Annotated in this window: 20 protein-coding genes; 12 read left to right on the top strand and 8 right to left on the bottom strand. The window is 60.5% G+C overall.

Features of this window, described 5'->3' with window-relative positions:
- The first annotated feature begins 5 nt into the window (after positions 1–5).
- From AC1DV6_RS07670 to AC1DV6_RS07660, 3 genes are all read left to right on the top strand, one after another.
- Entirely contained in the window at positions 6–1,613 is a 1,608-nt protein-coding gene (locus tag AC1DV6_RS07670; RefSeq protein ID WP_477976726.1) for a GMC family oxidoreductase, read from the top strand.
- Between the two features lie 70 nt (positions 1,614–1,683).
- Positions 1,684–2,292, top strand: coding sequence for a glutathione transferase GstA (gstA, locus tag AC1DV6_RS07665; protein ID WP_477976724.1), 609 nt, complete (start codon positions 1,684–1,686; stop codon positions 2,290–2,292).
- A 90-nt stretch (positions 2,293–2,382) separates the two neighbouring features.
- On the top strand, positions 2,383–2,694 hold the full coding sequence (locus AC1DV6_RS07660; protein ID WP_477976722.1) for a hypothetical protein: 312 nt from the start codon (positions 2,383–2,385) through the stop codon (positions 2,692–2,694).
- Positions 2,695–2,750: 56 nt separating this feature from the next.
- Here AC1DV6_RS07660 and AC1DV6_RS07655 read toward each other — a convergent pair whose 3' ends face one another.
- Positions 2,751–3,950 (bottom strand): YbfB/YjiJ family MFS transporter, encoded by a 1,200-nt coding sequence (locus AC1DV6_RS07655; protein WP_477976720.1) that lies wholly within the window; start codon positions 3,948–3,950, stop codon positions 2,751–2,753.
- Entirely contained in the window at positions 3,947–6,172 is a 2,226-nt protein-coding gene (locus AC1DV6_RS07650; RefSeq protein WP_477976718.1) for a heavy metal translocating P-type ATPase, read from the bottom strand. The genes AC1DV6_RS07655 and AC1DV6_RS07650 overlap by 4 nt, the downstream gene beginning before the upstream one ends.
- Positions 6,173–6,287: 115 nt before the next feature.
- Here AC1DV6_RS07650 and AC1DV6_RS07645 point away from each other — a divergent pair, with 115 nt between their 5' ends.
- From AC1DV6_RS07645 to AC1DV6_RS07635, 3 genes are read left to right on the top strand one after another with little or no spacing between them, the layout of a single operon-like run.
- Positions 6,288–6,485, top strand: coding sequence for a heavy-metal-associated domain-containing protein (locus AC1DV6_RS07645; protein ID WP_477976716.1), 198 nt, complete (start codon positions 6,288–6,290; stop codon positions 6,483–6,485).
- Positions 6,469–6,900, top strand: coding sequence for a Cu(I)-responsive transcriptional regulator (gene cueR, locus AC1DV6_RS07640; RefSeq protein WP_477976714.1), 432 nt, complete (start codon positions 6,469–6,471; stop codon positions 6,898–6,900). Before AC1DV6_RS07645 ends, cueR begins: the two co-directional genes overlap by 17 nt.
- 11 nt (positions 6,901–6,911) lie before the next feature.
- On the top strand, positions 6,912–7,112 hold the full coding sequence (locus AC1DV6_RS07635; RefSeq protein ID WP_477976712.1) for a YgaP family membrane protein: 201 nt from the start codon (positions 6,912–6,914) through the stop codon (positions 7,110–7,112).
- A gap of 64 nt (positions 7,113–7,176) precedes the next feature.
- On the opposite strand, the gene AC1DV6_RS07630 is transcribed toward AC1DV6_RS07635, so the two are convergent.
- Positions 7,177–8,088 carry a recombination-associated protein RdgC gene (locus AC1DV6_RS07630; protein WP_477976710.1) on the bottom strand — a complete coding sequence of 304 codons (912 nt, stop codon included), beginning with the start codon at positions 8,086–8,088 and terminating at the stop codon, positions 7,177–7,179.
- A gap of 280 nt (positions 8,089–8,368) precedes the next feature.
- On the opposite strand from AC1DV6_RS07630, the gene AC1DV6_RS07625 reads away from it, so the two are divergent.
- Positions 8,369–8,923 (top strand): Spy/CpxP family protein refolding chaperone, encoded by a 555-nt coding sequence (locus tag AC1DV6_RS07625; RefSeq protein ID WP_477976708.1) that lies wholly within the window; start codon positions 8,369–8,371, stop codon positions 8,921–8,923.
- Positions 8,924–8,956: 33 nt separating this feature from the next.
- Here AC1DV6_RS07625 and AC1DV6_RS07620 read toward each other — a convergent pair whose 3' ends face one another.
- A complete protein-coding gene (locus AC1DV6_RS07620; RefSeq protein ID WP_477976706.1) occupies positions 8,957–9,322 on the bottom strand; it encodes a glutaredoxin domain-containing protein in 366 nt (121 codons plus the stop codon).
- A 110-nt stretch (positions 9,323–9,432) separates the two neighbouring features.
- Here AC1DV6_RS07620 and AC1DV6_RS07615 point away from each other — a divergent pair, with 110 nt between their 5' ends.
- Together AC1DV6_RS07615 and AC1DV6_RS07610 are read left to right on the top strand one after the other, a co-directional pair.
- Complete coding sequence (locus AC1DV6_RS07615) at positions 9,433–10,287, top strand: DUF2189 domain-containing protein (RefSeq protein WP_477976704.1); 855 nt, start codon at positions 9,433–9,435, stop codon at positions 10,285–10,287.
- Positions 10,287–10,496, top strand: a complete 210-nt coding sequence (locus AC1DV6_RS07610) for a DUF2788 domain-containing protein (RefSeq protein WP_477976702.1) — start codon at positions 10,287–10,289, stop codon at positions 10,494–10,496. Before AC1DV6_RS07615 ends, AC1DV6_RS07610 begins: the two co-directional genes overlap by 1 nt.
- Positions 10,497–10,499: 3 nt before the next feature.
- On the opposite strand, the gene AC1DV6_RS07605 is transcribed toward AC1DV6_RS07610, so the two are convergent.
- The 3 genes from AC1DV6_RS07605 to AC1DV6_RS07595 form a co-directional block, all read right to left on the bottom strand.
- Positions 10,500–11,078 carry an NnrU family protein gene (locus tag AC1DV6_RS07605; protein WP_477976700.1) on the bottom strand — a complete coding sequence of 193 codons (579 nt, stop codon included), beginning with the start codon at positions 11,076–11,078 and terminating at the stop codon, positions 10,500–10,502.
- Positions 11,079–11,188: 110 nt separating this feature from the next.
- Positions 11,189–12,742, bottom strand: a complete 1,554-nt coding sequence (locus AC1DV6_RS07600) for a GGDEF domain-containing protein (RefSeq protein WP_477976698.1) — start codon at positions 12,740–12,742, stop codon at positions 11,189–11,191.
- A 31-nt stretch (positions 12,743–12,773) separates the two neighbouring features.
- Positions 12,774–13,715: an alpha/beta fold hydrolase gene (locus tag AC1DV6_RS07595; RefSeq protein WP_477976696.1), complete on the bottom strand. Its 942-nt coding sequence runs from the start codon at positions 13,713–13,715 to the stop codon at positions 12,774–12,776.
- A 419-nt stretch (positions 13,716–14,134) separates the two neighbouring features.
- Between AC1DV6_RS07595 and minC the strand changes: the two genes are divergently transcribed.
- From minC to minE, 3 genes are read left to right on the top strand one after another with little or no spacing between them, the layout of a single operon-like run.
- Positions 14,135–14,932, top strand: coding sequence for a septum site-determining protein MinC (minC, locus tag AC1DV6_RS07590; RefSeq protein WP_477976694.1), 798 nt, complete (start codon positions 14,135–14,137; stop codon positions 14,930–14,932).
- Positions 14,933–14,971: 39 nt separating this feature from the next.
- Positions 14,972–15,787 carry a septum site-determining protein MinD gene (gene minD / locus AC1DV6_RS07585; protein WP_477976692.1) on the top strand — a complete coding sequence of 272 codons (816 nt, stop codon included), beginning with the start codon at positions 14,972–14,974 and terminating at the stop codon, positions 15,785–15,787.
- A gap of 3 nt (positions 15,788–15,790) precedes the next feature.
- Complete coding sequence (gene minE, locus AC1DV6_RS07580) at positions 15,791–16,054, top strand: cell division topological specificity factor MinE (RefSeq protein WP_477976690.1); 264 nt, start codon at positions 15,791–15,793, stop codon at positions 16,052–16,054.
- 99 nt (positions 16,055–16,153) lie between these two features.
- On the opposite strand, the gene AC1DV6_RS07575 is transcribed toward minE, so the two are convergent.
- Entirely contained in the window at positions 16,154–17,263 is a 1,110-nt protein-coding gene (locus AC1DV6_RS07575) for a S66 peptidase family protein (protein WP_477976688.1), read from the bottom strand.
- Positions 17,264–17,286: the final 23 nt, after the last annotated feature.

The following is a 17,286-nucleotide window of genomic DNA, read 5'->3' as shown; positions in this document are numbered from 1 at the left end:
TTCCTATGAGTTTGCAAGAATTTGACTACGTCGTAGTCGGCGCTGGTTCGGCGGGCTGCGTGATGGCGAGTCGCCTGAGCGAAGACCCCAATGTCTCGGTTGCACTGTTGGAAGCCGGTCCCACCGACAGCTCGGTACTGATCCACTGCCCGCTGGGCATCGCACTGATGGCGCAGACCGGCCAGGCCAACTGGAGCTACGAGACCGTGCCGCAAGCGGCTTTCCATGGCCGCAAGGGCTACCAGCCGCGCGGCAAGGTGATGGGTGGCAGCAGCTCGATCAACGCGATGGTCTATACCCGCGGCAACCGCAACGATTACGACGGCTGGGCGGCATTGGGCAATTCCGGCTGGAGCTATGCCGATGTGTTGCCACTGTTCAAGAAGGCCGAGAACAACGAATGCTTTGGTGCCACCGAATACCGCGGCACGGGCGGCCCGCTGAACGTCGCCTATTTGCGCAGCCCCAGCCCGGTCAATGAGGCGTTTATCAAAGCCTGCAACGACAAAGGCATCCCCACCAATCCGGACTACAACGGTGCCATGCAGTACGGCATCTCCAAAGGCCAAGTCACACAGATCAACGGCGAGCGCTGCAGCGCGGCCAAGGCCTACATCACGCCGAACCTGGGCCGACCCAATCTCACTGTCATCACCGACGCCCATGCCAGCCGCGTGCTGCTCGAGGGCAAGCGGGCCACCGGAGTGGAATACCTGCAAGGCGGGCAGACGCTACAAGTGCGTGCCAAACGCGAAGTGATCCTCAGTGGCGGCGCCTACGGCTCGCCGCAGCTGTTGATGCTCTCGGGCATCGGCCCCGCTGCCCATCTGCAACAGCACGGCATCGCGGTGCAACATGACCTCCCCGGTGTCGGCAAAAACCTGCAAGACCACATCACCACCTGCCTGATCTACCGCACCTCGCGCATCGATGCGTCGTTTGGTCTCTCGCTGCGCGGTGGCTGGGCGATGATCAAGGCGATCTTCGAGTGGCGCAACAAGCGCACCGGCATGCTGACCTCCAGCGTCTCGGAAACCCAGGGTTTCATTGCCACGGACGGCAACAACGAACATCCGGACATCCAGCTCGCGATGTGCGTGGGCATCATCGACGACCACACGCGCAAACAGCATCTGGGCCATGGGTTCACGCTGCACGTCACGCTGATGCGCCCCAAGAGCCGCGGCTCGGTGACATTGGCCAGCGCCAAGCCCACCGATGCACCGCTGATCGACCCGGCGTTCCTGAAAGACCCCGACGACATGGCGCGCCTGATCAAGGGCACGCAGCTGGGCCACGACATCATGGAAGGCCCGGCGCTCAATGGCTTCCGCGGCAAGATGCTCTATCCAATTGAACGCAACAACCCTGCGCAGATCGAAGCTTTCCTGCGCAACAACTCCGACACTGAGTACCACCCCGTCGGCACCTGCAAGATGGGCCCGGCATCAGACACGATGGCCGTGGTCGACGCGTCGCTGAAGGTGCACGGCCTCCAAGGCCTGCGCGTGGTCGATGCGTCCATCATGCCGAATCTGGTCACCGGCAACACCAACGCGCCGACCATCATGATTGCGGAGAAGGCGGCCGAGTTGGTACGTGCAGCGGCCTGAGTTGCTGCCAGCAAATTTTTGCAGATCGCAGTAGCATGCGCACTCCTCATCTCTCTACGGATAGCCCACCATGAAACTCTATTACTCCGCTGGCGCCTGCTCGCTGTCTCCTCATATCGCGCTGCATGAAGCCGGCCTGACCTTCGAGACTGTGTCAGCGCCCACCAAGACCCACAAACTGCCCGATGGCGGCGACTACTACGCCGTCAACCCGCTGGGCTATGTGCCGCTCTTGGAGCTGGACAACGGCGTGCGCCTGCGCGAAGGCCCGGCCATCGTCCAGTACATCGCCGACCTGGTGCCCGAGAAAAACCTGGCCCCCGCCAACGGCACCATCGAGCGCTACAAGCTGCAGGAATGGCTCACCTTTATCGGCACGGAAGTCCACAAAACCTTCTCGCCGCTGTTCAGCCCAGACACCCCGGCCGAGACCCGCGCCACGTCCTCTGCCAAACTGAACAGCCGCCTCAAATGGGTCGACGGTGAACTGGCCGGCAAGGACTACCTGATGGGCAAGACATTCACGGTTGCTGACGGCTACCTGTTCACCGTGACCAACTGGGCCAAGCACGTTGGCTTGGACATCTCGGCCTTCGCCAATCTGCTGACCTGGCGCGACCGCGTCGCTGCACGCCCTGCGGTGCAAGCGGCGATGAAGGCAGAAGGTTTGCTCAAGTAAGCCAACTCTCCATATCCCCCATTTGGGGGATATGCACTGCAACAGGTAACGAGCAGAATCTCCGCAGTTGATATGCACAAGGAAAACCACATGGGCACTCGTAGCTTGAAATGGATCGCCATTGGCAAGGCACTGTTGGCCGTTGTCCTGCTTGGCGGATTGGCTGGCGTCGCGGGCTCCCAGCTCGCACCGCAATTGCCACTGGCAACGGTGCTCACGTATTGTGTCTTCGGTGTTGCCGTGCTCTTCGGGCTATTGCTGATCGTCATCGTCTTCGAGGCGACGCTTGCGCAATTCATCCTCAGAAACGGTGGAACCGACACCCAATGGTTCTGGTTTCGGTCAGAGCCACCCGGTCTGACAGCGCTTCGCGAACAGCGCCGATCGGGCCGGCCTAGCTGAACGCCAACAACCGATCGCTACTATTTTGATAGCTGCTTACGCACATTCTGCGGGCATTACAGCGCTTTTTGCTTCATAGCCAAGAGCGCCGCAATCCACAGCGCGCAAGCAGAAAACACCAGGCCTCGCTCCAACCCGCCCGCTCCATCGGCGATCCAGCCGACGATGGTCGGGCCGATGATCTGGCCAGCGGCGAAGGCCACCGTGAACGCGCTGATGCCTGCGGCCCATGCAGCGGGTGGCAGGTTGTGGCGCACCAACGCGGTGGTCGATGCGACCACGGACAAAAAAACACCGCCAAACAACACACCCGACGCCATCACGATCCAGGCGTTGTGTGTCAGCGCAGGTAGCAGGGTTGCCACGCCCAGCAGCACATTGAGCAAAGCCATCGCCTGCCCGCCGCGGTACTTATCCAGCAAGCGCGCCCAGATGCGGCTGGACGCCATCACCGCCAGCCCCAACAAACCATAGAACACGGTCACCACCAGCGCCGAGCTGCCCTGCGCGCGCAACAGCGCCACGACGAAAGTCATGTAGCCGATATAGCCCATGCCAAACAGTGTGTATGACGCGAGGCCAAACCCAAAGTCACGCCAGGCAAACTGCCGCTCGGCCTGGCCCAGCGTGGCTTGCGGCACGGCCCAGGCCTGCATCACGCGCGCGGGCCATAGCAGCACGGCGGTAGCTGCTGCACTCAGAGCCGCCAACGCCCACCATGACCAACGCCAGCCATGCAACTGGTCTGCGGTGATCTCCAGCAACCAGGGCACCACCAGTGCCGACGCCACGATACCCAGCCCCGTGCCGCTGTAATACACGCCCAGCAACAGGCCCGAGCGCTGCGGGTCGCGCGCGCCAAGCCGTGCCGCCAGCAAGCCACCGGCGACAAACACCAGCGCACTGGCAATGCCCGCCAACAGACGCTGCAACAACAACGGCGCAGCGTCGACAAAGAAGCCGCTCAAGGCCATGAACACACTGGACAGCAAGGCGCCTATCCACAGCAAGCGCGACGGCCCAAAGCGCCGCATCAAGGCGGGCGTTGCCAGTGCGCCAATGAAATAACCCAATGCATTGGCCGTGTTCATGCCACCCGCCAGCGTGTAGCTCCAACCCAGATCGGCACGCATCGGCGGCAACAGCAGGCCGTAGGCAAAGCGCGTGATGCCCAGCGACACGGCGGCACCCAGCGCCAGCGCAAATGCCAAACCCCACAGCGACGGAGATGGCTGCGTGTCTTGCGATTCGCTCATCGTGGCGTCCAGCGTTTCAACAGCAGCGCATTGCTGATCACACTGACCGAACTCAATGCCATCGCCGCACCAGCGACCACCGGGCTCAGCAAACCAAACGCCGCCAGCGGGATGCCGACCACGTTGTAGAAGAACGCCCAAAACAGGTTTTGCCGGATCTTTGCGACCGTGCGCGCAGAGATATCCAGCGCCGCACCGACCAGGCGAACTTCGCCGCGCATCAGCGTGACGCCCGCCGCATGCAGCGCTACATCGGCGCCGCCACCCCAGGGGTTGGACATCGCCATGCCCACGTCCGCTGCCGCCAGTGCTGGCGCATCGTTGACGCCATCGCCCACCATTGCGACGGTATGACCTCCTGCTTTCAACGCAAGGACTTTGGCGGCCTTGTCTCCTGGCAACACCTCGGCCATCACCTCCCCCTGGTCTGGCCGCAAACCCACGCGCAGCGCCATCGCTTCTGCCGCGCCCCGGTTGTCGCCGGAGATCATCACAACCCGGATGCCACGCGCGCGCAAAGCGTCAAGTGCTTCACGGACGCCCTCCTTGGGTGTATCGGCAAAGGCCATCAGCGCCAACAGTTGCAAGCCGGTGCTGCTGCGCTCAGCCAGCGCCGACACGGTGGCGCCTTCTGCCTGCAGCGCGTCCGCGCGCGCCTGCAATGCCGCCATAGGTACGTTCAATTGCGCCATCCAGCGCAAGCTGCCCATCAACAGTTGGCGGCCTTGCACCGAACCCTCCAAACCGTAGCCGGGTACCGCTTGCACGCTGGCAGCCGCATCAGGCGTCAAGTTGCGCGCCTTGGCCGCTTCCAGCATCGCGCGGGCCAACGGGTGTTCACTCCCGCTTTGCAGGCTGGCGGCGAGGCGCAGCGCATCATCGTCCGACACACCGGCTGCCGCCACCAGCGCCGTTAGGCGCGGCTGCCCCACGGTCAGCGTACCGGTCTTGTCGAACGCAACGACATCGACCTTGTGCGCCAGCTCCAGTGCCTGCGCATCCTTGATCAAAATGCCGTGCTTCGCGGCGACGCCGGTGCCTGCCATGATGGCTGCGGGCGTGGCCAGCCCGAGCGCGCACGGGCAGGCAATCACCAGCACCGCGACCGCATGGATCAACGCTATTTCCACCGATGCACCGGTGAACCACCACGCCACACCGGTGATCACAGCCAGCACCAGCACCACGGGCACAAACACCGCGCTCACCTGGTCGACCATGCGTTGCAATGGCGCCTTGGCGGCCTGCGCGTCTTCGACGAGGCGGATGATGTGGGACAGCACCGTCTCGGCGCCCACCGCCAGCACCTGCATCACGATACGGCCATCGCCGTTGATCGCGCCACCTGTTAGCGCAGCGCCTACCGTCTTGGCGACCGGCACGGATTCACCCGTGAGCATGGATTCATCGACCTGCGTTTGCCCTTCCAGCACTTTTCCGTCGACCGGAAAACGCTCACCGGGTTTGACCACCAGCGTATCACCCACCAGCACTTCCGCGACCGGCACATCCATTTCCTTGGCGCCGCGCAACAGATGCGCAATCTCCGGCCGCAACGCATGCAGGGCACGAATGGCGGACGTGGTCTGCCGCTTGGTGCGTGCCTCCAGCCATTTGCCCAGAAGCACCAGCGTTACCACCACTGCCGAGCTTTCGAAATACAGATGCACCATCGCGCCCGGTTCTGCATTCAGCCAAAGCCACATCGATAGCGCCCACCCGGCCGTGGTGCCAATCGCTACCAGCAAATCCATATTGCCGCTGAAGGCTCTGAGCGCATGCCAACCGGCTTTGTAAAAGCGCGCACCGAGCACGAATTGCACTGGCGTTGCCAACAGGAATTGCCATAGCGCAGGCAGCATCCAGTGCTGACCGAACCAATCGCCCACCATGGGCAATACCAGCGGTGCCGATAGCGCAATACCGACGCCCACCGGCGCAAAGCCAACCCAGGGGGATGCGTCTTGCGGCTGCATCGCTGCATCGGACGCACGTGGCTCATAGCCCGCATCACGCACCGCGCGGCGCAGTCGCGCCTCGATGCCGGCGTCATGCACCAGCACGCGGGCCGACTCGGTGGCCAGATTCACCGTGGCACCGTCCACGCCGGGCACCTTCTTCAGCGCCTTTTCAACACGGAAAACGCAGGACGCGCAGGTCATGCCGCCAATGCCGATGTCAATGGTGGTGGGCGCGGGGGTCATGGTGGTTACGGCAGTCATGGATGAAGCTTAAACCTTGCCCTTATGGGAAGGTCAAGCAAATATAAGGCCCTTGACCTTCCCACGATGGCAAGGTTCACAATGCCGATCATCACACACCACACAAGGAGCTTCGATGCACCAAACCTTTACCGTTACCGGTATGACCTGCGGCCACTGCGAGATGTCTGTCACCCGCGCTGTTCAGGAGGTCGACCCGCAAGCCCACGTAAAGATCGACCGCAGCCAGAACACGGTGGAAGTCGAGTCTGCGCAGCCGCGTGAAACACTGACCCAAGCGATTGCCGAAGAAGGCTATGCCGTTGCAGTCTAAGCCAGCCGCCGTATCTGGTGCGCCAGTCACCATTGGTGAGGCAGCGCGGCAAAGCGGTGTCTCCGCCAAGATGCTGCGGCATTACGAGTCGCTGGGCCTGATGGGTGCCGTGCTGCGCACCGACAGCGGCTACCGCCTGTACAGCGACGCCGACGTGCACACCCTGCGGTTCATCAAACGCTGCCGCGACCTGGGTTTCTCGATGGCCGAGATTGGCGAACTGGTGGGGCTGTGGCAAAACCGCCGCCGCACCAGCAGCAGCGTGAAAAAGATTGCGCAAAGGCATGTGGACGAACTCACCGAACGTATCGAGGCGATGCAAAGCATGCAGCGAACGCTCAGCACACTGCTGGAGCACTGCCACGGGGATGAGCGACCCGAGTGCCCGATACTGGACGATCTCGCAGGCCGATAATGGGAACTGCCATGACACATAACACATCAAACCTGGACCGCATCGCACGCGGCATCGTCGGCTTGGCGCTGGTCGGCCTCTATGTCTTCAATGTCGTCGGCCTGCTAGGGCTGGCCGGTGGCCTGGCGTTGATCGCCAGCGCGCTGGTCGGCTGGTGCGCCATTTACAGCGTGCTGGGCCTGAGCACCTGCCGGGTTAAGGCAGAGCGCTGAGGCGCAAGCTTGCTACAAAAATAGTAGCTGCTTACGCACATTCCATGCGCCCTGTAGGCCTATTTCATGCCGAAACCAGAGGCGTCTCACCGCCCAGCGCTTCGAGCAAAGCCGGCAACAATTTGCGCAACTCCCCAGTCGCAATTGCCACATCGGCATCAAAGCGGTCATCCGCACGGTCGCCTTTGGCGCTGACGTCGTCCACCGCGCCATCCAGAAACGCAATCTTCTTGATAGTGAGCGCATCGGTCAACACAAACGACACGCTTTCAGCCCAGCTCAGCGCGAGGCGCGTTGGCACCTTGCCAGTCTCAATGTGCTTCGGTATCTCTTCCCCATCGAGCGGATGGCGCGTGTAGCGCACCACTGCGCGCGACGCATCGACGGCCTTCAGTTCGCATTCCTGGTCCACCGTGAAACTGACCGGTGCATCGCCGGTAGACAGCCACAGCGACATGGCCGCGGCGGGCGACATCTCGGTCTGCACCAGCTGCATCGCCAGACCATCAATCGCCTTGACCAGCGCAGTGATCACTTCATCGGCACGCGCCTGGCTGCCGGCATCCAGCAAAAGCAACTTCGCCTTGGGGTCAATCCAGACCCAGACCGCCGACTGGCGCGAAAACGCCAGTGGCAACAGCGCCATGCGCGCATCGTCCTTCAAATCGCGGGTTTCCTTGCGGCCCGGTTTGCGACCGGTTGTCGCTTCGATCTGCTCGATCTGCTGCTCCACCTTGCGTTTGACCACTGAGCCCGGCACGGCCTTGGTCTCGACCATCAGGCGCAGGATCCATTGGCCACCGACCACTTCCACCAGCGGGCCGCCTTCTTCACCGCGCGGGGTGATCCAGCCCACCGACTTGTCCTGTAACGAACCGCACTCCACAAACCGCGCGGCTTCCAGCGCCGCCTCCAGTTGCTCCACACCCACCGTCCATGCGGACGCCAACCGGTACACCATCAAATTCTTGAACACACGCAAACCTTTAATCAGTTGGGGCAGAGATTGAAAATCTGCCCCGCAAAACTCGATCGGTTGGGGACAGAGCTAAAGGTCTGTCCCGCAAACATTTCGAAGCGCAAAAGCTGCGTATTGTCCTTGTTGTTCCCTTGTTGTCGCGAACCGACAGTTGCGCATCTTTACAAAGGCTTGTCACTGCGCCATGCGGGCTATACACGTGAGGATCACATTACACCTGCGGCCAAGGCGGAAGAGTCTCTTCTCAGCCCCGGCGCATAACCTAAAGGATGACACCATGAAACCGGTATTCCACTCGCTCCTCGCGAAAACTACGCTCAGTGCCTTGTTGATGGGCGCTGGATTTTCCGTACTGGCCCAAACCACACCGCCTGCTGCGCCCCCCGGCGACCACCCCCCCATGCACCGCATGGGCCACGGTCGTATGGACCCTGCCAAGATGGAGGCCATGCATGCCAAGCATCTGGCCGATCTGAAGACCCGCCTGAAAATCACGCCCGCCCAGGAGGGCGCCTGGACCACGTTCACCGGTGCGATGAAGCCGCAAGCCCGCACGATGGACCGCCCCGACCGTGCGGCATTCGACAAGCTCAGCACGCCTGAGCGCATCGACAAGATGCGCGAACTGCGCGCCAAGCACCACGCAGATCGCCAAGCCGCAGCGGACCAGCGTGACCAGGCCGTCAAGACCTTCTACGCCACGCTGACAGACGAGCAGAAGAAGGTGATGGACGCCGAGCACGCCCGCATGGGCAAACAGATGGAGCGCTGGCGTGAGGGCCACCATAAGGATGGCAAGAAGGTGCCTCCTGCTGCGCCTGCTGCGAAGTAAGGCCTGGAGCGTCTGAATCGTCGGCGACGAACTCTAGGCCAGCAAGGTCTTCAGCTCGCCGCTGGCGATCAGTTTCTCAACATCGGTCGCACCGCCGACCAATGTGCCTTTGATGAACACCATCGGAAATGTGGGCCAGCCGGTCCACATCTTCAGCGCATTGCGTTTGCGCCAGGTGTTCAGGTAGTTGCCGTACTCCAGGTACTGGTAGGCCACACCGGCCGCGTCCAGCGCCTTGCGCGCACGTTTCGGCATCGGGTTGATACCCATGCCGACCACCACCACGGCGTGGCTGGCAACGGCTGCCTGCACTTCCTTGACGATGTCCTGCTGATGGTTTGTCACCTTCTCGCGAATGGCGGGGTGGATATGGGATTCGTCCAGTACGGAGCGGGGCATCAAAACTCTCCTGTCGCTAGCATGCGCGGTGAAAGCCCATTATGCGCAGCGCGGTTTGTCTTGAGACACGTCAAGACCGCATAGTGCGTCCGGCCATACACTGGCGAACCATGCAAACCCCGTTACCCGTACCCAAGGTCAACACCGTTGACCTCTGGCAACCCCTGATCTGGCTGGTCCTGGGCCTGAAAGACATGGCGCGCACGCGTTGGATCAGCGCGCTGCACGGACTGGTCTTGATGGCCGTTGGCGCAGTGATCGTCTGGATCGCACACGATCGTTTCTGGCTGCTCGCCGGCGCCCTGTCGGGCTTCATGGTGGTCGCCCCGGTGCTGGCCACCAGCCTGTACGCGCTAAGTCGCGCACTGGAGCGCGGCGAAGTGGCGAACTTCGGTGTGGTACTCAAGACATGGCTGAACTGGCAGAACAGCCACTTCAACAAATGGGGCAACGAATACTGGTGCATGGTGCAGTTCGGCGCCCTGCTGGCACTCGCCGCCACCGGCTGGGTGCTGACCTCTGCCGCACTTATCACCCTGCTGGCACCCCAGCCCATCCATACACCGCTCGATTTTGTCCACCATGTCATGCTGGCCCAGGACAGCTGGCTGTTCGAACTCTGGCTGGCGTTGGGTGGCCTGATGGCGGCGCCGATGTTTGCTTCCAGCGTGGTGGCCATGCCGCTGCTGCTGGACCGCCGCGTCAGCCTCTGGCAGGCCGTGCTGACCAGTTGGCAGGTGGTGCTGGCCAACCCCATTCCTATGGCGCTCTGGGCTGCGCTGGTCATGGGCTTCACTCTGCTGGGACTGGGCTCGCTGTTGCTGGGCCTGATTCTGGTGATCCCGATGCTGGGTCACGCCAGTTGGCATGCCTACCGTGCACTGGTGGACGCCTCTGCACTGCCTGCACGTGAGCCCTTGTCTGCGCCCCTGAATGCGCCTTCCATGCGCCGCAAGGAGCGCTGATGTTTGGCTACACGGAAGCACAGATCGCGGCCTTCGGCCTGAGCTTTGGCATTGGCGGCTTCATGCTCTACATGCTGTTCATCATTGGCCAGCTGGCGTGGGAATCCAAGGCTGGCAAATTCGGTACCTTTGTGCTGTTTCTCGGCCTGGCCTTCGGTATGACGGGCTTTGCCGCCAAGTATGTGATCCAGTGGGCGCTGACGCGCTAGCGTTTAACCCAGCGGGCGAATGCCAATCACCCAGCCGTGCAGCCAGAACGCGAACAGCACCCAGGCGCCAACGCCGACAACCACTGTTTGCACCGTGCCTGACCGCGTGCCTGCGGCATAGACCACACCCAGTGCCCGGTCTCGCTTGCGGGAGGCAATGAAGTTCGCCACGGCCCACAGCAGAAAGCTGCCGAACAGAATGACGTGCGCCAAGTTGCCGTTGGCCAGCAAATGGGCAAATGCCCACGTCTTCACGCCCAACACCATAGGGTGGTGCACGCGTGCCTTGATCGCATTGCGCGGCACATAGGCCGCTGCCAGAAAGACGAACGCCACCAGCGTCAACAACAACGCCAGGTGGCGCAGAGCGACGGGCGGCACCCACAGTTGCACCGGGTTTTCCCGCGCCACACCAAAACCCCAAACGATCAGCCCAAATCCAACCAGAGATAGCACGGTGTAGCTGCCTTTGTAGGCCGCTTCGCCGACTTTTTGCAGCATTTCCGTGCGCCAGCCATCGGCCACGATACGCACCGAGTGCACACCCAGAAACAACACCAGACCCAATAACAAATATGGCATCAGCAACTCCTTTAAATCTCAGTGGTAACTCGCCGCCGGGCCGCCCCAAGGCGAGTTAGCCCCCCTTGGGTGGCAGCGACCCGCGCAGCGGCGGAGCGTGGGGGCCACATTCAAGCTCCAAGAACGCGGTTTTTACCGGCACGCTTGGCCAGGTACATGGCCTGGTCGGCGCGGCGAATGCAGTCCGTCGGCGTTTCATCAGACGCCAGTTGGGCCACGCCTGCACTAAAGGTGATCAGCACCTTCTCGGTACCTGCCAGGAAGAAGCGTTTGCTCAGTTCCCGCTGCAGCCGGGTCATCGCATCGATGCCTTTTTCCAGCGTGGTGTCAGGCAACAAGATTACAAATTCTTCGCCGCCATAGCGCGCCAGCGTGTCCTGCGGGCGCATGCATTCCCGTGCGACCGTGGCCAGATGGTTCAGCGCCTGATCACCCGTGGAATGGCCCATCGAGTCGTTGATCTTCTTGAAATTATCAATGTCCAGCAACGATATGCACAGCGGTGTTTCCTTGCGGCGCACGCTGGAAAGTTCGCGCTCTATCGCCTCATCCAGCCCCTTGCGGTTCAGCGCGCCAGTCAGCGGGTCGTGCCGCGCTTGCGTGCTGATGCGGTCCAGCTCCTGGTGCAGCTTGGCCAGCTGTGCTTCGTCATTGGTCGCCTGCTCGCGCATGCTGCGCAACTCGTCGCGCACGACCTGGCTCTCTTGCGCCATCGAACGCGTGGCGCCCACGACTTCCTTGAGCACCGGCGCAATCTCGGCAATCGTCTTGGCCTGTTCAATCTGGCGTGCGCTGTCTTCCATTTTTTCCTGGAATGAACCGGACGACTGGCTCATCTGCGCCAGCCGATCGATAAACGTCGCCAGCATCTGGCGCATTTCGTTCTGCAACTGGACCGCCTTGGCATGCGCATCTTTCTGCTTGAAGATCACATCCTTCAGGCGGCGCTCCACGTCGTCCAGGCGGCGCAGCGTCAGTGGCGGCGATGCGGCGGTCATCAGTGCATCCATCTGGCCCGCCAACCATTTTTCTTCGACGCCCAGCTCGGCAATGTTTTCAAATACCAGATGCAATAGTTTCAGCAAAGTCTTCTTGATCTCGGCCTGGTCTTCTGCTGCAAACGACAGGCGGTGGCTGTAATTCACCAGCATCAGCTTCACGGCAGACAGATCTACCTTGGGTTGACGCAAGGCCTTCAATAGCAAAGCGGTTTGCTCTACCAGACGTTCATCGTCATTCCCCAGCGCGGGCTGCAGGTACTCGATCATCTGGCCCATCTGGCCCATGAACTCTGCACTCAGCATCGAAGCACTGGCGGAGGCCGCTGCACCATTGGCGGCCACACTCGCCTCAGTGGTTCCTGCGGCTTCGGGCGTGGTCGGAACAAAACCGCCGTAGGCCACCAGTGCCGTCTTCACACCTTCCCAGTTCAAGCGGTCAATCGCGTAATCCAGCAGTCCCTTCTGCTTTTGCTGGCCTGGTGTCTTGGCAGGCAAGGCTTTGGAAATATCACGCAAGGTATCTGCAGGAAACGGCTGTTGCTGCGGAATACCGGCAATTTCGTTGTAAATCGTCTGGTAGTTGATCGGCGTCGGAACCATCTTGCGGGCCGTCAATTGCTTGAGCGTCTCCCGCGCAATTTCAAAAGGCTTTTTGTCGGTCATGGCCAAAATCCTACTAATTCGGTCCTGCTATTCAATTCAGAAAGGTAATCAATGCCTGCACCGTGCGCTGCGGGTCTTCCTCATGCGGCACATGCCCCAGGTCGTCCCACACCACAAGACGGGAGCCCGCAATATCGGCAGCAAACTTATGCGCATTGTCCACCGGGATCAATAAATCCTTGCCGCCCCACATCACCAGCGTCGGCACTTTGAGCCCTTGAATCTTTTGACGGTCGCCACTGAGGCGCTGCTGCAGGCGGTATCCCAATGCTGCGCGATTGCCGGAACGCAAGGTCAACTCGTAATAGCGATCCACCAGTTCCGTGGTCACTTTGGCCGGATCGCCATAGACATTGCGCAGGCTGGATTCAATCACCCCGCGCGGCAGGACATGCTGCATCAGGCTGCGCACACCCGGCATACGGGCAATCTGAAACCCTATCGGTACCGATTTGGGCTCCATCGCATAACCACTCGCATCGATCAATACCAGTTGGTCCACCCGCTGAGGCATGGCCGCTGCACTGGCCCATGCAATCTGCCCACCCAGCGAGTTCCCCGCGAGCACGCAATGCTGCACATTCAACTTCTCCAGCACCGCGCCCACAAAGCGCACATAGGCCTCCATGGAGTAGTCATTCTGCGGATGCGGTCCGGTCAAACCAAACCCGGGCAAATCAAAGCGTATGACCCTGCGCTTGCCTTTCAATGCCTCCACCCAGCCATCCCAGGTGTGCAAGCTGGCCGACGTTCCGTGGATCAGCACAATCGGACGCGGATCGTCGCGCGGACCTTCATCGCGGATATGGACCTGCATGCCCTGTACCGCGATAAATTGGGACGGCGGCGGCGCCCAACGGGCTGACAGGGATTCCACAGACCGGTCGGGTGCCCAGACCGCAATAACCCCGGCCACTGCAAAAATAAGCACAGCCAGAACAGCAACACCCAACAATCGAAGTGCGAGTTTCATAGCCACCGACTCTACACGGCTCTTCTTTATCTGACTTGTCAAACAATAAGTCTGTGCATAGTTCCGGCATAAGCCATGGCTTATCCACAGGCAAGATCGAATTCCCAAAGTTATCCGCCCTGGCCTGCAACAGCCCGACACGGTCACCCACATGGTTCAAACAAGCCTAAATCATTGATCTGAAATGAAAAAGAAGGCTTATCCACAGAATCGGGCTTTGCTTATCTACTACTACTATGTCTTTAATATAAAAAGAAGAGAGATAGAGAGGGGAAACTCCCGCGGCAAATGTTTTTTCTTTCTTTTTGCCGGTACCAAACGCCGCAATCCATCAAGTAAGATTTGCGCTCTTGCACAGGTGACCCCGCCTGCTGTCTCCCCCGGCTATCCCGGTTTTGTTGGTCAGGTTTTCTTCGTTCATGTCGCTTCCCGTAACAGGCTCCCTCCCTGTTTCCTTGCCTGCCAGCTTCGAAATCAAGAGCGCCCAGTTGCAACTGGTTGCCTTGCTGGTCAAAACCTCCGATATCGATACCTTGGTGGCACAGTTGCTGGCGGCCTACGGCCCTGAGGGGGACAACCCGGACTTCTTTGACCACGATGCGCTGGTGCTGGATTTTTCACACATCCCCACCGATACGCCAGAGCCGGATTGGAAACCCCTGTTGACCACTTTGCGTACCTGCCGCCTGGTGGCGGTCGCAGTGCGTGGAGCCAGTGCGGAATGGCTGGAATCCGCGAAGGCAGTGGGTCTGGTCGAAGCACCAGCCGATGCCCCCCGGGCACGCGCCGCTGTGCATGCCACTGAGACGATTGAAGTGGTCAAGGAAGTCGTGCATGAGGTAGTCCACGAGGTAGTCCGCGAAGTACCCGGCCCGGCCACGATGGTGGTCGACAAGCCCTTGCGTTCTGGCCAAAAAATTTACGCGCGTGGCGCCGATCTGGTGGTGCTGGCGATGGTCAACCAGGGTGCTGAAATTGCGGCGGACGGCAACATCCACGTCTACGCGCCGCTGCGTGGCAAGGCCATGGCGGGTGCCCGTGGCAACACCAATGCACGCATTTTCTCGCTGTGCATGGAACCCGAACTGATTTCGATTGCCGGTGTTTACCGCACCAGCGAAAACGCGCTGCCGGCCGGCGTGCAGGGCAAGCCCGCACAGGTGCGTCTGTCCAATGACGGCAAAGACAAATTAATCATTGAAGCTCTGAAGAGCTGAGTTTTTAGCTGAACTTTTAAAGCGAAGGAAAACGTATTCATGGCAAAAATCATTGTGGTGACTTCTGGCAAGGGCGGCGTGGGTAAAACCACGACCAGCGCCAGCTTCGCAACCGGTCTGGCGTTGCGCGGTTACAAGACAGCGGTGATCGACTTTGACGTGGGCCTGCGCAACTTGGATCTGATCATGGGGTGCGAACGCCGTGTGGTGTATGACCTGATCAACGTGATCCAGGGCGAAGCCAACCTGAACCAGGCGCTGATCAAGGACAAACAGTGCGACAACTTGTTTGTGCTGGCCGCGTCGCAAACCCGCGACAAGGATGCACTGACGCAAGAAGGTGTGCAAAAGGTTTTGAACGATCTGGCCGCCATGGACTTTGAATTCATCGTTTGCGATTCGCCCGCAGGTATTGAAACCGGCGCACTGATGGCGATGCACTTTGCCGATGAAGCGCTGGTTGTGACCAACCCCGAAGTGTCCTCCGTGCGCGACTCGGACCGCATTCTGGGCATGCTGGCCAGCAAGACCAAGCGTGCGATCGAAGGTTTGGATCCGATCAAGGAACACCTGCTGATCACCCGCTACAACCCGGCGCGGGTTGACCAGGGCCAGATGCTGTCGCTGGAAGACATCCAGGACATTCTGCGCATCAAGCTGATCGGTGTGATCCCCGAGAGCGAATCAGTGCTGCAGGCCTCCAACCAGGGCACACCTGCGGTGCATATGCAAGGCAGCGATGTGTCGGAAGCCTACAAGGACGTGATCAGCCGATTCCTGGGTGAAGACAAGCCCATGCGCTTCACCGAAGCACCCAAGCAAGGTTTGCTGAAGCGTCTGTTTGGAGGCAAGTAAACAATGGCTTCCCTTCTGTCATTTTTTCTGGGTGAGAAGAAAACGACGGCCAGCGTTGCCAAGGAACGCCTGTCCATTCTTCTGGCCCACGAGCGCGCCGGACGCAATGCGTCCGCGCCCGACTACCTGCCCGAACTCCAGCGCGAGCTGGTCGCCGTGATCAGCAAATACGTGAAGATCAATCCGGCCGATATCAAGGTCATTGCAGGTCGCCAGGACAATCTGGAAACGCTGGAAGTCAAGATCGAGCTGCCAGACGCGCGTTAAGTCGCGCAAAGTTGTCGAGGAAGCGCTACTGATTTAGTAGCTGCTTACGAACATTCCATGCGCTCTGCAGCCGTATTCTCTTCTGAATTCGGCTTCCCGTCAGGTGACGGCAGCTTCCAGCAGCGTTAGCGTCTGTGCCTCAGTATCAAGGCGTGCGCGCACGCCAACAGGCAAGGTGTATTGCCGGGAAACGTGGCCAAACGAATAGCCATAGACCACCGGTTTGGTGAACGCAGCGAAGTTTTCATCCAGCACTTCGCTCAGCGTTTGTGACGGATCGGTATCGGTTGGAACGCATTCGTCAAACACACCGCAGACCACCCCAGCCAGGCTGTCATAGCCTGGTGTCAGCCGCAATTGCGTCAGCATGCGGTCGATCTTCTTCGGTGTCTCGGTAATCTCTTCCAGAAACAGCAAGTGCTTATCCAAAGCAGGCATGTGGCGCGTGCCCAGCAGGTTGCACAACACACTCAAGTTGCCGCCCAGCAAGGGCCCCTCGGTAACACCTGCATGCAGCGTGCGCGGGATATAGGCCGGGTTGCTGGCGCCCTTGGCGAGGTTGTCTAATGACAGCGCCATCGTGTAGTGCGGCGCGGGCTCCATCAGGATTTTGCGGATGTGTTCCAGCGAGTAGTCGCTGAAGCTGGACCACAGTACCGGCCCGTGGAAAGTCACCAACCCGGTGTGCTGGTAGATGCCCAGATGCAGTGCGGTGATGTCGCTGTAGCCAATCAGGATCTTGGGCTTGCGCCGTATCAGCGCATAGTCCAGGTAAGGTAGCAGAGCCGATGAACCGTAGCCTCCGCGCGTGGTCCAGATTGCGTCCACACTGTCATCGGCAAACATGCCGTTCAGGTCGGCGGCGCGCTGCTCCACTGTGCCTGCCTTGTGGCCGTGGCGCGCCAATACGTTCTCGCCCAGCCGCACCTTGAAACCCAGAGCCTCGACTTTGCGAACGCATTTCTCCAGTGCTTCGGGTTCCATCAGTCCACCGGGAGAGACGACGCCAATGCAGGCGCCTTCGCGTAGCCTTGGCGGCTTGCGCAGGCGTTGCCGTGCAGGTGTAGCTTTGGTGGCGGCGGGTGCAGACGTGCCTGTTGCGGCAAGGCCTGCGAGGGCGGTCCATTGCGAAAACGTTCGGCGGTCCATGGCGTGCAGCATAGCCTTGGAAAATGCGGCTGTGGGCGCATTCGCATAACAAAAACTCATACGACAATCTCTTACTGTGTCGC

This window comes from Rhodoferax sp. P2_H8_2 (assembly GCF_056403235.1).
The sequence above is the reverse complement of the archived record's forward strand: the minus strand, read 5'-3'. Positions and strand labels throughout refer to the sequence as shown.